Consider the following 15,384-nt stretch of genomic DNA (forward strand, 5'->3'; position numbering starts at 1 on the left):
CACTCTTAGTGTATTTATGACAGCAGAAAACAGTGATCAACAGTTAATTAGTAGTGATAGTCAAATTGCGATCGAATTGCATGATTTAAAACATTCCTATGGTAAGCGCCAAGGAGGGAGTCATGCTTTACTTTTTAATCGATGGTCAGTTGAAACAGGCCAACAGGTTTTTTTGTTTGGTGACTCGGGCTCGGGTAAGTCGACATTATTAAATTTATTGTCCGGCATTTTAGCGCCGCAACAAGGCAGCATTAAATTGTTTGGTACTGAATTGGGCAAGCTGTCGAATAGCCAGCGAGATCGTTTTCGTGCTGAAAATATAGGTGTGGTGTTTCAACAGTTTAATCTTATTCCTTATTTGAGCGTGGCAAAAAATATTGAGCTGGCTGTGTATTTGGCTAAGTCGTCAAAGCAGAATTTAGATGAATCGATAAAGCAGCTAATGTTGGCTTTAAAGTTACCTAAAAATCTATTACATATACCTGTTTCAAGTTTAAGTATTGGCCAGCAACAGCGAGTTGCCATAATGCGAGCGTTTATTAATTCGCCCAAATTGATGTTAATAGACGAGCCCACGTCAGCACTGGATAATACCGCCAAACATGCCTTTATGACGTTACTGCTAGAAATGTGTGATGCCAATAATACGACTATGGTGTTTGTCAGTCACGACCTTGAGTTAAAGCGTTACTTTTCAATACATACTGATATTTCATCGTTTTGTCGCTCAAGCTCCCAGTCAATAAAAACGGAGGTGAGTTAATGCTTACTTCTATAGCATGGCGCAGTTTAATAAGCCGCCGAAAAACTGTATTGCTGACCTTTTTATCTTTAGTTGTGAGTATTAGTGTATTAATAAGTGTTGAACACATTCGTTTACAGGCAAAAGAAAGTTTTAACCGGACTATCTCTGGCGTCGACTTAATTGTCGGTGCGCCAAGTGGTGAATTGAACCTGCTTTTATATTCAATTTTTAGAATGGGTAGCCCGACTAATAGTATCGACTATGACAGTTTCACTATGCTCAAGTCTAATAAGTCGGTTGCATGGGCAGTGCCAATTTCATTAGGCGATTCTCACCATGGTTTTCGAGTGTTAGGCACCAATACCGACTATTTTACGTATTTTAAATATGCTAATAAAAAACCGTTAACTCTGAGTCAAGGTAAGGTTTTTTCAAGTGCTTTTGATACTGTAATTGGTGCGGATGTGGCGAAAGAATTAGGTTACCGAGTCGGCGACAAAATAGTGTTATCTCATGGTATTGGTCACACAAGTTTTGTCCATCATGAGCAAGCGCCTTTTACAATAGCGGGTATTATTGCGGTCACAGGTACACCGGTAGATAAAACGGTGCATGTTAACCTAGCTGCAATCGAAGCGATTCATTTGCCCCCCAAAGAATTACAACAATTGAAAGAACAAGCTCATGAGCATAGAGATGAGCAGGCTAATCATTCCCCTGAGAGTCATTCAACTGATAGTCATGCCCATGAAAACGAACATGAAGAACAACATGCTCATGAAGAAGATCATCCAGCCACTCACGAAAATCATCATGATCAACATTCAGCAGAAAAAATTACCGCAGTGTTATTAGGATTAAATAATAAATTTGCTACTTTCACCTTGCAGCGACAAATTAATAATTATCCAAACGATAGACTAATGGCCGTATTGCCCGGAGTGGCTATGACCCAGTTATGGGGGTTAATGGGTAATGTTGAAAAAATCCTACAGGTGATTGGTTCTTTGGTCTTGTTAGCATCATTATTTGGTTTAGCCACTATGTTGTTAGCCTCCATGAACGAACGACAAAAGGAAATTGCTGTGTTTCGGGTATTAGGTGCCTCTCCTATACTGATTGTTTGTTTGGTTATTCTAGAAGCATTAATGATTAGTTTTTTGGCTTTGTGTTGCTCCTTTTTACTGGTTTCATTATCACTGACAGTACTAGATGATTGGTTAACCACCGAATACGGACTGTTTTTACAGCACAATGTGTTAAATAAAGATTCTATGATCTTGTCTGTAATTATACTTTTGGCCACAAGTATCACTGCTTTAGTGCCCGGTTTTGAGGCTTACAAACAGGCTTTACATAGCCAGCTATCAGCTCGTTAAAACAGATCTTATTTTATAGGTAAATTAAGAGTTTAGAATAAGAACGGTTTAATTTTTACACTGCTATAGTCTAATAGATTTAACTTTAATATTGATTAAAATAATCAATAACACAATGCTGAAAATAAACTTATTTGAAATGAAAGTTTTAGTTACGAATCAAGTTCTTAGTTATGATATCTAAAGCGGGCTTAAGATAAATGTGATGAGCCCCTTAGATACTTTATACAACTCACTAAGATGAAAAGGGCAATAATGAGGATAACAAAAAAACAGGTCAAGACCGCAATATTTATTAGTATATTGGTCGGCACAATATTGACCTTAATTAATCAAGGTGAAGCGTTTTTTGACGATACAGAGATAAACTGGTTTAAGGTAGTCCTCACCTATATCGTGCCCTTTTGTGTGTCGTTGTATTCTAGCAGCGTGGCGCGGATGGATATAAAATAAATTTCTTTTGGATGATTTAACTCGTCCACTTTCAATTGGAGTGATAATGGATATGTTAAATAATTTGAGTATCAATAAACGCCTGCTTATTGGTTTTAGTGTGGTGACCTTGCTTATGGTAGTGCTCACTATGGTCGGTATATATCGAGTCAATATGATCGGTAGCACCTTAACCACAATGACCGAGGTCAACGTAGTTAAACAACGTAATGCCATTAACTTTCGCGGTAGTGTGCATGACCGCGCAATAGCTATTCGTGATCTAGCGACTGCTAATACCCCCGCTAATATTAAAACCCATATTGATGATATTAAACGTTTGACTCAATTTTATGGTGCTTCCCATAAAAAAATGCAGGAAATGAAAGCATCCGGTATATTTTTTAGTAGCCAAGAAACTTCGTTGTTACAGCAACTTGATAGCTTACAAGAAAAAACTGAAAGTCTTATACAAGCTGTAATTAAAGCCAAAAGAGCTGAGTCAAATGATGATGGTTTAGTGTTATTACAAAATGGCGGAGGGCAACTTTTTGTGCAATGGCTCAATACCATAAACTCTTTTATTGATTTACAAGAAAGTAAGAATATTGCCTCGACCAACGAAATCTTAGAAAACGCCTCTACCTTTAAAATGACTATGTTGCTACTGACACTCAGTGCTTTAGCATTATCAATTTTTGTCGCTTATATTATTGCTAAAAGCTTTAAAAAGTCATTAGGTGCAGAGCCAGCGGTTGCTGCCGAGTCTCTTAGTCAAATAGCCCAAGGTAATTTGGCTCAAAAACTCAGTACTCCTTATAACATGAGTATGTTGGCTATCATGGCCAAGATGCAGGAGCGCCTGCGTAATACTGTGCTTGAAATCACTGGGGCTGCGCAGGATTTAAAAGCCCAATCCTCAATTGTGACAAAAGGCTCTACCGATATAGTTGAACTGGCGCAAGCGCAAGACAAGTTAACTGTCAGTACTCGTACTCGTCTTGATGAAATTAAAGCAAATATTGTCGATGTATCTGAAACTGCTGCTAAAAATAAAGTCAATGCAAAACGTATGGTAGAAAGAGCACAAAATGGTATTGATTCTATGGCTTTGAGTGTAGAAGCGATGCAAAACGTGACTAATACTGTGACTCAGGCGGTAGAGCAAATAAGTAAACTAGAAGAATTAACCAACCAAATTGGTGGCATTACTAATGTGATTAATGGTATTTCTGACCAAACTAATTTGTTGGCATTAAATGCCGCGATTGAAGCGGCTCGAGCTGGTGAATCAGGTCGAGGTTTTGCTGTGGTAGCTGACGAGGTAAGGCAGCTTGCTTTACGCACAGGAGAAGCCACTAGCCAAATCCAAACAACGATAGAAGAAGTACAACAAGAAACATCGACTGCGGTCACCGTTATGCAAGATACCTTACCCAAAGTACAAGATGGCCAAACTAAAACCCACAATGCCATGGATTTACTGAAAGAGATTGAAGAAAACGCCAATAACTCTTTCACCAATGCGACCTTAGTGTCGGATACTGCCACTCAACAAGTTAGTGTGATTGGCTCGATTACAGAGGTTATGGCGCAAATAGACGAGATAAACAAAAAAGCCGTTTATTCTTTAGAGCAAAACAATACCGCCACCATTGCCTTAGATAATTTGGCAGAAAAACTAAACAAAGAAGTAGGCTTCTTTAAAACAAGCTAATGTTTAATTAACCTGAATTCGGGTTAAGAAGTGTCGTGTACACTTAAAACTTAAAGAGTTAAAAACTCACACTAATTTGGTTTACATCAAGGCTTATTTGATGGGGACATTTTTGTGGGTAGCATGGCGAGTTTTCTTACGCAATAGCTTGCTATTGCGTAAGAAAATCCAACCTCGCTAGGCGCAAGAAGAGTGATAGTCAGAGGCTCGGCTAATCCTGAGTTCAGGTTAATTAGTATCAGTTACAGTTTTAGCTTAACCAGCGTAATACCCTTAGTAATTGTTAAATCATGGTTTTATTATAAATAAAAAATGATAGGATAAATGCAACACTTATTTTACAAAAAAACAACAAGAAGGGCTTATGAGAAGATCGACTTCCATTATTAGAAAACATCGCGCCGGTGATAAAGTATATTTACCTAGCGATTCTCGAGACAATCAATATATTTTGGCCGAAATCCCGTTAACCGATAAATTATTGAAAACCTTTGTTGACGATATAGATACCAACAACAAAAAACCTTATCAAAAGTTTTATCAAAAATTAGCTAAGTCGATATTTGAAATCACTGAAAAGCATGATGTTAAACATGCCAATTTTGTGGCTAATAATAAATTAGTTCGTGTACGTTATAGCGGTGAACAGCAAGTCTTACACACAGAACAACAGTCATTTTTCTTTTATTGTCCAAGTCATAATGCGACTTTCAAAGGTTACTATGATGGCGCAGTTAGAGCCCGAAAAATTAAGCTTTTGTTCTTAGCAACGGGTGAAGATCTTCGTTTAAACAGTGCCGCATTCCATCAGACAATATTTAATGCAGTGAAAGAAATTGCCGCTAAATTCGACTTAGCTGAAGGCGAAATTAAAGTACGTGATCACCAACACATTACCTTTGACCTTTTTGCTAAAGAAAAGGGGTTAAACAGCACTATCACTCATTCTTTTAGAGAGATGGCTGATCGTTATCTAAAACAAGGTTTTGACCTTGGAGACGATCATACTTCGTTAACCTATGCAGTGGCCAGTGTACCAATGGCACGTCGTTTATTAAAAGGTATTGAAGTTGATTATGATGCAGACCAGCCCTACAAAACTTTGTATGAAAAAATTGAAACTGCCTTTAAATCTGCAGTAGCAAAAAACAACGTAAAACATGCGGTAATGCTTGGCATTAGTGCATCGCCAATCGTGCGTTATAACACAGAAGATAGCTTAAATTTAAACGGTGAAATTATCGGCATAGGTTTTGATCCTAGCAAAGAAGATAACTTTGTTCGCTGTATGTGGGATGGCGATACCCTAGTAGATAATATTCGTTTTATTTTCTTCGCTAATGAGCGAGATGAAGCCAACAACAACTATGGTAAATTTGCTAACCAATCGGTTCAGACAATCAAAGATTTTGCTGAGCAAGTGAATTGGAAAAAAGCGGACGACGACCTCATTGTGCGTATTCACCAACATATTATGCGTAAAGTGTAACCACTCGAGCTTTTATAGTTTGTAAGTTAAAAAGCCTAAACTTTGTTTAGGCTTTTTTTATTTTAAACACATTATCTATCTTGCAATTGGGCATTTCGCCCCTACTATAACCAAGTTCTTGTTAAGTCGGTTTGAATACATTTTATGTGGTTTTGGCGTGCGTTTATTTTTAGCTTAAGTATTGCTCTTTTTGCAGCAATATCTTCGCCTGCTTGTGCCGCAGATAATACTGCTCCTCTACAACATTCTACAGTTCTTATTTGCGATACCCAGCCAAATACAGACATCTCTGCTGATTTACTTTTATCTGAGCAAAATAATCTAGCCGACTTTTTGGCTGTAACAGTCAGTGACAAGAAAGACACAAATAAGCAGTCCCCCTATAAAACACCGGTTTATCAAAGTATATTTCATCTTAATGTCAGTTTGCCAGCCTTTGAGCGTCAAGCTGCTAGCGCATTTGCTACTGTTAGCCAAAATGCCCCCATATTTGCTTTAGCCTATGAGTTCCTAGCGGAAATTTTAGGTCTTAAACACTTTTTAGCCCCCCTATCCATCAATCGCAATATACCTTGGTATCTGCGTTCTGATCTAACCAATAGTCATGGTCGACTAGCCGGTTGGAAAGACGGTAATAGTTTGTACGCCAGTACTATCACTTACCTGAGTTAATTTGTTCTCGCGCTGATATCAGCGCACTTTATTGCTAATACTATTAGTACTCTGCATTTAGATTTGAGTACTTTATTTTTTCGCGCCGGCGCATTACTTGCGTCTGTGCATGCCATTTGACTCATAGATTTTGCTGTGGAGCACTTGGTCATTAAAGAGAACGAATATGCGAAACGTTACAAAAAAGCCCAATCAAACTTGGCAAATTTTAGTGATTATTATCACTGTGTTGATCCTAGGTCTAAATGCCATCCCCACTTTATACGGTAACCATAATGCCTTATTGATTAGTGCCGTTAACAGAAGTGAATCTGTGCCCAGTCCACAACAACTGCGTACGCTTATGCAGCAAGAACAGATCCAAGTAGAACAAATTATTAATGGTCAAACTGACAGTAAAATTGTGATTTCAGGTGATGACGAAATACTGCTGCGTGCCCAACAACAGCTTAAAACACAGCTAGGTGACAACTATCAGGTGGGTTTAAGTAATCAATCTGCTGCGCCAAAATGGCTACAAGATTTAGGTATGTCGCCTATTAAGCTGGGTTTGGACTTAAGTGGTGGTGTGTTATTTGTCTTAGAAGTGGATACTCAAAAAGCCGAGCAAGAACGTTTAGCTAATGTAAAAGATCAGGCTCTACAACTTATCCATGATAAAGGTCTACGGGGCATAAGTATGAAAATAGCCTCGGTAGATAACAATACGGCTGAGGTTGCCAGTCAGCAGGCTAGCCAGCTCAAACAAGCCAGCTCGGAAAATCAAATTAACCTGCATTTCCCAAGTCGCAATAGTAGTCAATTAAAAGCTGTGATTAATCAATTACAAGGTGATTTACCGGGTATAACTTATGTGCAACAGGACGAAAGCAGCGCTAGCCTGAGCTTTTCAGAATCAAGCATCACCAGCTTTCATCAAGAGATCATGGTCCAAGCACTGACGACATTACGCGGGCGTATCGAAGAGTTAGGTATTACCGAAGCGGTAACCCAGCGCCAAGGTAAAAATCGGATTCGTATTGAGTTACCTGGAGTGAAAGATCCTGAGCAAGCTAAACGTATTATAGGTGCCACTGCTGCATTAGATTTTTATGCCATAGCTGTTAGTGACACAGTCAGCGCTAAACACTTTACTGATGAGAATGGGCGGCGTTTACGAGTTGCCCCTAAGTCTATATTTACTGGTTCAAATATTGAAAATGCGAGTGCTGGGCGAGACGAAATGGGTATGGCTCAGGTCAATCTGTCACTTGACAGTATTGGTGGCAAAAAGATGTCTGCCTTTTCGAAGGACAATATAGGTAAACCTATGGTCACTGTGTTTTCTGAATACCACAAAAATAGCGAAGATAAAATGGTCAAAAGCAGCAAGGTGATTAGTGTTGCTACTATCCAAAGTCAGTTAGGCAATCGCTTTAGTATCTCTAATTTAGACAGTCCACAGGCCGCGGCAGATCTAGCCTTGTTACTTAGAGCGGGATCGCTCGACGCACCTATTACTATTGTGCAGCAACGTACCATTCAAGCCTCTCTTGGCCAAAATAACGTCAGTAACGGCATCATGGCATTGGCTATTGGTTTAGGTATCACTCTTACATTTATGGGCTTGTGGTATCGCAAACTAGGGCTTATTGCCAATCTTAGTTTAGTGCTAAACCTAGTGTGCTTATTAGGTTTAATGGCTTTATTACCAAATGTTGTACTGACTTTACCTGGTATTGCCGGACTGGTATTAACCGTGGGCATGGCGGTAGATACCAATGTACTTATTTTTGAGCGAATTAAAGAGGAAAGGCTACGAGGTAGAAGTAACTTTATGGCCATCGAAGCAGGTTACAAAGGCGCATTCACAACCATTTTAGATGCAAACGTAACGACTATGATCACCGCACTTATTTTGCTGAGCATTGGTTACGGCCCAGTGAAAGGTTTTGCTATGACCTTAAGTTTAGGCATTTTAACCAGTATGTTTACTGGCGTGTTTGTGGCCCACGTACTGACCTATTTTGTTAAACCTAACATTCTTGTAAAACAAAAAGCTGTAAAACATAAAACTGTAAAACAAAAAGCCGTAACACATAAGGAGTCAATCTAATGCAGACAAAAATAATGAATAATCAAGCCACGATCACTGATAATAAAGTTGACTCTGAACTGGCAGAAATAGTTGACCAACCATTAACTCGATTCAGTCGCTATCGTTTGGCTGGCTTTTATTTGGCTATCACCTTGATGATATTTTCGGTTATTGGGCTTGGATTTAAGGGCTTAAATTTAGGTTTAGATTTTACTGGTGGTTACATGACAGAGTTCACCACTTCACAAAGTATTAGCAAAGATAAAATGCAAGAGCAGTTGGCTAATCAATTGTCTGGCGACTTTGAACTAAACAGTAATACAGCCAATAACCAATGGACAATTCGCCAAGCCGATGGCGCAGCTGATGTCATTGATAAAACCTGGTTACATACTTTTGCCAGCCAAACTGGTCACCATATTACTCCCCAAGATTCTGTGTATATTGGTTCACAAGTGGGCTCAGAATTAATCGACAGTGGTGGTTTGGCTTTAGTTGTAGCAGCAATCGCTATGATGGTCTATTTGACTTGGCGCTTTGAGTGGCGTTTGGCCTGTGGCTCTTTACTGGCCTTAGTGCACGATGTGCTGGTGGTACTGGGATTATTTGCTTGGCTCGGCTTGCCCTTTGATTTAACGGTACTGGCCAGTGTGTTGGCTATTATTGGTTATTCCCTAAATGACTCTATTGTTATTGGCGATAAATTACGTGAAATCATGTGTTTAAAAAGCAATATGAATATGAGTGGCATTATCGACACCGCAGTTAAATCTACACTGACTCGATCACTTATTACTTCAGGTACAACTTTAGCGACAATCGCTGCTATTTGGATATTTGGCGGACAGCCTTTGCAAGGTTTTGCTATTGGTCTTTTTGCCGGTGTCATATTTGGTACTCTATCGTCTATTGCGTTATCAGCTACTATCCCAGAACTGATTGGCTTGCACCCACACTTCTATCACCACAAGGAGCAAGAATTGTTGCTCAACGAAGAACCATAAAGATTCACCCATATTTAGTTTTTTAAGGTGTTTTTAATGCCCGCAGTTGCGGGCGTTTTGGGTAGATATATTGGGCTCGTTGGTTTGTGTTTACGCAAACGTTAAGTTAAGCCCCAGCCCAATATTATCTTACGATAAAGCTAGGATGATGATTTTAATCATGTGAAGTTTCTTACACTTAGCTTAATAGTTTATAGAAAATTTTATTGATGTTTTCTACATAATTTATATCTTAGCTTGTCATATAAGCTTATTACTTTTGTCATTTTTAAGACACCTAATTGTCACAAAAACTGGTCATCCTCCCCTCCGTGATTTTAACAACCACTGGTCAGATTATAAATTTCTGACCAGTGGTTGTGTCACTGCGTTTTATTTCTGATGAACAATTTAATTTAATCAAGGTGAACCCATGGGTCTGGAGAAAAAGTTTGCACGCAATCTATTGTGTGCTTCAGTGATAATTGCGACACAGAGTCAAAGTGTTATAGCTCAAGAAAATGAAAAACAACAAGAAGTCGATCCCCGAATGGATCGAATCATAGTTGAAGGTAAAAGAATTGATTCTAATATTTCTGATGTAGCTATCGAGTTTTCTAAATTCGGTACACAGGTTCAACTAATATCGGCAGATGAAATTGCCACTGGTGGATTTACTAACTTTGGTGAACTTGCTGCTGGTCTTATTCGTGGTGCCAACATTGGTTATTCTCCGGATGAAGGGGAGTTTACGATACGGATTGACGGTGGTACTGATCGTGATACATTACTTTTGTTAGACGGCATGCCTACATTTGACCGCGGTACACCACTAGAAAGTATTTGGCCTGCTACTTCTTTAGATCCGCGTATGATTGAAAGTGTTGAAGTATTTCGTGGTGGTCAAAGTATATATTACGGTGGTAATGGCGGCTTAGGTGTGGTCAATGCCATCTATAAAAAGCCTCATGCAGGTCAACCCATAAAAGGTGAGTTGGGTGTGTATGCAGGATCTTTTGATACCCGTGAAATGTACGGCAACGTGTCGATGCCGTTGTTTGGTACAGATGATCATTCGATAATGTTTTTTGCCCGCTCTTATGAAACACAATCTCACACTTTATTTGATCGCGAGGCGCACATAGACACGGTTCAAGCGTTAGGTGGCTTTCATGAGTTTCCTTACTCTTATAATCTGGTTGGTACTAAATATCATTGGGCTATTGGAGATGAAACTAATTTTCGCTTGGGAGCTCAGTATGCCACAGTAGACTTCAGAGATTCATTCCCTAATTTTACGGTTTATCAGCCCAACTACACCGAATTTCCAATGTTTAATTTGTCGTTTAATACACGGGTGGCTGAGAATACTAAGTTTGAATTGGAAGGGCATTACGTAGCGCCTATTCTTTATAATACAGAGCTTGATGCTCGTGTTTGCCAATTACCAAGATTGAGTGATTTACCTGAATCTATTCAAACCAAGGCTACAGCGCAAGGTATTACTGGTTTTGCTAATGCAACAGAATTTGAGACGTTTGCCAACAGTATAGATGGATTACCAGCAGGTTGTGTCACCAACCCATATGGTGATTATTCCGGTGCGGGAACTGCAGCTAAGCAAGGTTATTATGTGGATGAAAATGGTGTGCCTTATGGCACATTAGATAATCCTTTTCCTATTGGTGCTCCGATTGGATATGTGATCCAAAGTGTGGCTGGTTTTGGTGATGGTTCGCCAACTAAAGGTTTCGGTGAAGGTGATCAATACCAAGCTGGTTATGTCGATGCTGGCTTAAATGGCCGGTTTAAAAGTGATTGGACCGATTATTTTCAAACTGTATTTGGTCTGCAATACAGCACTTATTATGACAATTCAGATGTCGCTTATGGTATGAGCGATGATAAAGTTCGTACAATTGGTTTGTATGGTGATTTACGCTTTAGTTTCGATTTTCTTGAAGGTACGTCATTCTCACTGGCAGGTCGCTTTGATGATAACAACGCATTTGAAGATGAAACTATTTGGAAATATGGTTTCCGTCAAGAGTTGCCTATGGGGATTTATGTACGCTCTAATGGTGGTACATCCTACAGTAACCCAACGTTGACCGAAATTGGTGCTCGTAATGGCAATATCAATAATCCTTCAATGCAAACACAATCTGTTGAGACCTATAGTTTTGGCTTAGGTATTAACGGAGATATCTGGGGCGGAACTTATAATTTAGAGATCAGTACTTTTGATACTGAGATCGACAATTTGTTCGGCAGTGCTTCAATTGACCGTGTCTGTCCAGAAATAGCGGTATTAAACGGTGAAGATAATCTAGTAGCAAATATCGTTACGCCTGAAGATTTTTGTGCATTTGCCTTAGCTGAATATCAATTAGGTAAACTTACAGGTAATGAAACGTCCTACTTTAACCGCAATCAATTGCAGGAAATTAAAGGTGTGACATTAGATGCTTCTTTTGATGCAGATGAATGGCAGGCTGACGTTACTTTCACAAATATGAGTTCGGAAGAACCCAATCCTATATACGGCTTAACAGCAATAGAAGCGGGAACCGGATCTAACCTTGATTTTGTCGTGCCAGGGGCTGCAGGAAGTGCTTTGGTGCGCCAGTCGTCAGAGCGACCTGAATGGTCTGCATCAGCATTGTTCAGTTACTCTCCAACGGATAGGTGGACTATTGCACTTAATCCTAAATGGCAAGGACCTGAATGGGCATATGCTGGTTCAACTCAAGCCCGTTTAGTTGATAGCAATGGTGAACGTACAAACCCTGATCTTAATTTTGGTGATTATTTCGTCCTAAATGGCTCTATCCAATACCGCATGGGCCAAGATTTAGAGCATCGTTTATTGCTGCGTTTAGTCAACATTACTGATGAGCAATATTTTGAGCGAGCCAGTGCCTCAGCTGATCAGCGTTTATCTACTGCAGGTGTACGTGGTGAGATTGGTCGTTATGATTCTGAGTATTACTACCAGTATGGTTGGAATGGTAAGCCTCGTTCTGTGTGGATCCAGTACGAATATTCTTTGTAACCCATCAACTTAAATAACAGCAAGGCTGCTCTTTAGAGCGAGAGCAGCCTGGAGCGATTATGAAAAAATTAGTGACAACGCTGGCAACCGTCGGCCTTTTGTATACATCTTTTGTTCAAGCAGAAACCTCACCCGTTGAAGAGCGTTGGTGGAAGGGTAATACTCATGCTCATAGTTGGTGGAGTGATGGAGATGCGCCACCGGAATTAGTGGCAGATTGGTATAAAAAGAACGATTACAATTTTCTTGTTATTAGTGATCATAATGTCATGAAGCAAGGCGAAAAATGGTATCCCATTGACCAAGCTTCACGTCGGCCAGAACAAATCAAAACCGCTTATGATATGTACTTGCAACGTTTTGGGAAAGACTGGGTAGAGTTGCGTGGTGAGCTAGGGAATCGCGAGGTAAAACTTAAAGCAATTGATGATTACCGAACATTATTCGAACAAGCAGGTGATTTTATTTTTATTAAGGGAGAAGAAATTACCTCAAAGTTTAAAAAACAGCCTATTCATTTAAATGGTATTAATTTGGTTGCACCTATTGAGCCGGTTATAGGGAACAGCGTGACTGACACTATCCAGCGTAATATTGATCTGGTTTCAGCACAAGAGCGCCATTATAAACAGCCAATGTTTACTCATGTGAACCATCCCAATTTTCATTATGCCATTGCGCCTGAGAATTTCTTTGATTTAGATCATGAGCCTGGTGATGGTTTTTTTGAAATGTATAACGGTCACTCAGGTGTTGATAATTATGGAGATGATCTGCACCCGAGCATGGAACGTTTTTGGGACATAGTGCTGTCCAAACGATTGGGTGAACGAGGCAAAGGGTTAATCTATGGCGTGGCTACTGATGACTCTCATGAATATACTAGCTGGGGTCTTGGACATACCAACCCAGGCCGAGGCTGGATCATGGTGCGCTCTGCCTATTTAAGTCCAAATACCATTACCTCAGCAATAAAACAAGGCCACTTCTATAACTCTACAGGTGTGGAATTGAGAACTCTTGATATTTCTGAAGATAGCATTAATCTTACGGTGAATAATAAAGCTGATACTGACTATGTCATAGAATTCATAGGTACAACCAAAGACGCAGATCTAAAGGGTGTGGGTACAACTAAGAAACACTCACATCGTAATAACGAAGATCATGATCATAAAGTGGTGTACACCTATAGCGATGATATTGGTCGTGTTCTAAAGCGGGTTAAAGGTTCGAAGGCGAGTTATAAGCTGACAGGTAACGAAATTTATGTTCGTGCACGTGTAACTTCTACTGCCATCCAAGCTAATCCATACGAAACTGGTGATACGGAAATGGCATGGACTCAACCTTTAGTTGCTAAGTAGTTAACCTGAATACTGGATAAGCCGAACCTGTCGATAACGCTCTTTTTGTGCCTAGCGGCGTTGGGTTGCCTAGCCGCGTTGGAGGAGAGTCTAGCAATAACACGTTATTACGTACGACAATCCGCCTTGCTATCCACGAAAAATTTCGTCACCGAGTAAGCATTCAGGTGAGGTGATTTGGGTGAACGTTATTAAGTTATTGAATTGTAATGATAAATTAAGGTTAGACGATACTTCTTATCCAGAACTCAGATTAGTTAGTTTTATTATTTCCTTGAAAATAATAAAACTGGGGCTAAGTGAAATTTATGAATGAATAGATTTAAACTAAGCCCCAATATTTTAGATATTTACTGCTTAAGCTTGTTTGGTTGTCGCTCTTAACATCCAAGCTGTTTTTTCATGGATAACCATACGATCAGAGACTAGTGATGCAGTGGATTCATCATCAGCAGCCTGAGCAATTTTTAATACTTCACGGGCTGTTCTGATCACTTGTTCATGGCCTTTAGTCAGTAGTGCCACCATTTCTGATGAGCTTGGTACACCATCCACTTCTTTGATAGAGCTAAGTTGGGCAAATTCTTTATAGGTGCCAGGTGCGGCAACATCAAGTGTTCTGATTCGTTCAGCTACGTCATCAACGGCAATGGCTAATTCAGTATAATGTTCTTCAAACATCAAGTGTAATTCACGAAATTGTAAACCTGTTACATTCCAGTGAAAATTATGAGTTTGTAAGTATAGAGTGTAAGAATCAGCTAAAAGTCTTTTTAACCCTTCTGCGATTGCGAGTCTATCTTCTTTGTTGATACCAATATTTATATCAGTCATTTTTTTCCTCTATTTACTTGGTTAGGGAGCTAGGTGGTTAGGGAGTGATTACTTTGGATAAGGTGAATGCACCTCTAATATCACCGAGATTAAAGCCTGTGGCTTGATCATCGGGATATAACGTTTTAATTTTTTTACTGACATCATTAGATAATGTCACGCCGTGACAAGTTAAACAAACCCCAGCGGTAGGAATGGGTTTCATGTACCGATAAAGTGTTTTATCGCCCGATGTAACAACTTCAGAGTGTTCCATAGTGGCTAAGTCTTCGCCTGCTGCTTGGCGTTGTATAAATTGCTGTAAAACGGTTGTTTCCCATGCATCGGCTTGGTTATTCTGATTTCTCACTTTGAGTGATGTACGTGCAATGTCCCAGCTTGAAGAGCTGTGTTTTTCAGCAATAGGTTCGGCTTCTAGGTTGCACACAGTTAGTCCTTTGATTGGTCCACCCGTTTGCATCGCACTTTGTAGTACTTGTTTTAAGTCACCGCCAAAGGCTTTAACTAGGGTTCGAGCTTGTTGGATCTCTGTACTTGGCATTGTTTCAGCTGCACTCACTAAAGCCGGTAATACTATAAAGCTGTGGGCTAACAGCATATTTTTAAAGAGTAGTTTCATATTTTTATGCTCAGT

The 15,384-nt window shown here is 39.6% G+C and carries 12 protein-coding genes; 10 read left to right on the forward strand and 2 right to left on the reverse strand.

What is annotated here, in order from left to right:
• Nucleotides 1-16 precede the first annotated feature (16 nt).
• The 10 genes from GQR87_RS02520 to GQR87_RS02560 all read left to right on the forward strand — a co-directional run bounded on the left by GQR87_RS02520 (nt 17) and on the right by GQR87_RS02560 (nt 13,916).
• Nucleotides 17-763: an ABC transporter ATP-binding protein gene (locus tag GQR87_RS02520; RefSeq protein WP_158966232.1), complete on the forward strand. Its 747-nt coding sequence runs from the start codon at nt 17-19 to the stop codon at nt 761-763.
• Nucleotides 763-2,124 (forward strand): ABC transporter permease, encoded by a 1,362-nt coding sequence (locus tag GQR87_RS02525; protein WP_158966234.1) that lies wholly within the window; start codon nt 763-765, stop codon nt 2,122-2,124. Before GQR87_RS02520 ends, GQR87_RS02525 begins: the two co-directional genes overlap by 1 nt.
• Before the next feature lie 255 nt (nt 2,125-2,379).
• Nucleotides 2,380-2,577 (forward strand): nitrate/nitrite transporter NrtS, encoded by a 198-nt coding sequence (gene nrtS, locus GQR87_RS22620; RefSeq protein WP_199271679.1) that lies wholly within the window; start codon nt 2,380-2,382, stop codon nt 2,575-2,577.
• Between the two features lie 46 nt (nt 2,578-2,623).
• Entirely contained in the window at nt 2,624-4,273 is a 1,650-nt protein-coding gene (locus GQR87_RS02530; RefSeq protein WP_158966236.1) for a methyl-accepting chemotaxis protein, read from the forward strand.
• Nucleotides 4,274-4,637: 364 nt separating this feature from the next.
• A complete protein-coding gene (locus GQR87_RS02535) occupies nt 4,638-5,762 on the forward strand; it encodes a DUF3083 family protein (RefSeq protein ID WP_158966238.1) in 1,125 nt (374 codons plus the stop codon).
• Between the two features lie 144 nt (nt 5,763-5,906).
• Nucleotides 5,907-6,434 carry a hypothetical protein gene (locus GQR87_RS02540; RefSeq protein WP_158966240.1) on the forward strand — a complete coding sequence of 176 codons (528 nt, stop codon included), beginning with the start codon at nt 5,907-5,909 and terminating at the stop codon, nt 6,432-6,434.
• Nucleotides 6,435-6,600: 166 nt separating this feature from the next.
• Nucleotides 6,601-8,529 (forward strand): protein translocase subunit SecD, encoded by a 1,929-nt coding sequence (gene secD / locus GQR87_RS02545; RefSeq protein ID WP_158966242.1) that lies wholly within the window; start codon nt 6,601-6,603, stop codon nt 8,527-8,529.
• Entirely contained in the window at nt 8,529-9,515 is a 987-nt protein-coding gene (secF, locus tag GQR87_RS02550; RefSeq protein ID WP_158966244.1) for a protein translocase subunit SecF, read from the forward strand. The genes secD and secF overlap by 1 nt, the downstream gene beginning before the upstream one ends.
• Nucleotides 9,516-9,927: 412 nt before the next feature.
• The gene (locus GQR87_RS02555) at nt 9,928-12,549 is read left to right on the forward strand and encodes a TonB-dependent siderophore receptor (protein WP_158966246.1); all 2,622 of its coding nucleotides are present in this window, start codon (nt 9,928-9,930) and stop codon (nt 12,547-12,549) included.
• A 59-nt stretch (nt 12,550-12,608) separates the two neighbouring features.
• A complete protein-coding gene (locus GQR87_RS02560; RefSeq protein ID WP_158966248.1) occupies nt 12,609-13,916 on the forward strand; it encodes a histidinol-phosphatase in 1,308 nt (435 codons plus the stop codon).
• 357 nt (nt 13,917-14,273) lie between these two features.
• Here the strand turns inward: GQR87_RS02560 and GQR87_RS02565 are convergent, their stop codons facing one another.
• Together GQR87_RS02565 and GQR87_RS02570 are read right to left on the reverse strand one after the other, a co-directional pair.
• Nucleotides 14,274-14,750, reverse strand: a complete 477-nt coding sequence (locus GQR87_RS02565) for a Dps family protein (protein WP_158966250.1) — start codon at nt 14,748-14,750, stop codon at nt 14,274-14,276.
• A 37-nt stretch (nt 14,751-14,787) separates the two neighbouring features.
• On the reverse strand, nt 14,788-15,369 hold the full coding sequence (locus GQR87_RS02570) for a DUF3365 domain-containing protein (protein WP_158966252.1): 582 nt from the start codon (nt 15,367-15,369) through the stop codon (nt 14,788-14,790).
• Nucleotides 15,370-15,384 lie beyond the last annotated feature (15 nt).

Source organism: Paraglaciecola sp. L3A3 (assembly GCF_009796765.1).
Classification (GTDB): Bacteria; Pseudomonadota; Gammaproteobacteria; order Enterobacterales; family Alteromonadaceae; genus Paraglaciecola.

Coding starts and splice junctions, on each gene's coding strand:
- secD (WP_158966242.1), top strand. CDS start 6,601: ATGCGAAACGTTACAAAAAAGCCCAATCAAACTTGGCAAATTTTAGTG.
- GQR87_RS02555 (WP_158966246.1), top strand. CDS start 9,928: ATGGGTCTGGAGAAAAAGTTTGCACGCAATCTATTGTGTGCTTCAGTG.
- GQR87_RS02520 (WP_158966232.1), top strand. CDS start 17: ATGACAGCAGAAAACAGTGATCAACAGTTAATTAGTAGTGATAGTCAA.
- secF (WP_158966244.1), top strand. CDS start 8,529: ATGCAGACAAAAATAATGAATAATCAAGCCACGATCACTGATAATAAA.
- GQR87_RS02535 (WP_158966238.1), top strand. CDS start 4,638: ATGAGAAGATCGACTTCCATTATTAGAAAACATCGCGCCGGTGATAAA.
- GQR87_RS02525 (WP_158966234.1), top strand. CDS start 763: ATGCTTACTTCTATAGCATGGCGCAGTTTAATAAGCCGCCGAAAAACT.
- GQR87_RS02570 (WP_158966252.1), bottom strand. CDS start 15,369: ATGAAACTACTCTTTAAAAATATGCTGTTAGCCCACAGCTTTATAGTA.
- nrtS (WP_199271679.1), top strand. CDS start 2,380: ATGAGGATAACAAAAAAACAGGTCAAGACCGCAATATTTATTAGTATA.
- GQR87_RS02530 (WP_158966236.1), top strand. CDS start 2,624: ATGGATATGTTAAATAATTTGAGTATCAATAAACGCCTGCTTATTGGT.
- GQR87_RS02565 (WP_158966250.1), bottom strand. CDS start 14,750: ATGACTGATATAAATATTGGTATCAACAAAGAAGATAGACTCGCAATC.
- GQR87_RS02560 (WP_158966248.1), top strand. CDS start 12,609: ATGAAAAAATTAGTGACAACGCTGGCAACCGTCGGCCTTTTGTATACA.
- GQR87_RS02540 (WP_158966240.1), top strand. CDS start 5,907: ATGTGGTTTTGGCGTGCGTTTATTTTTAGCTTAAGTATTGCTCTTTTT.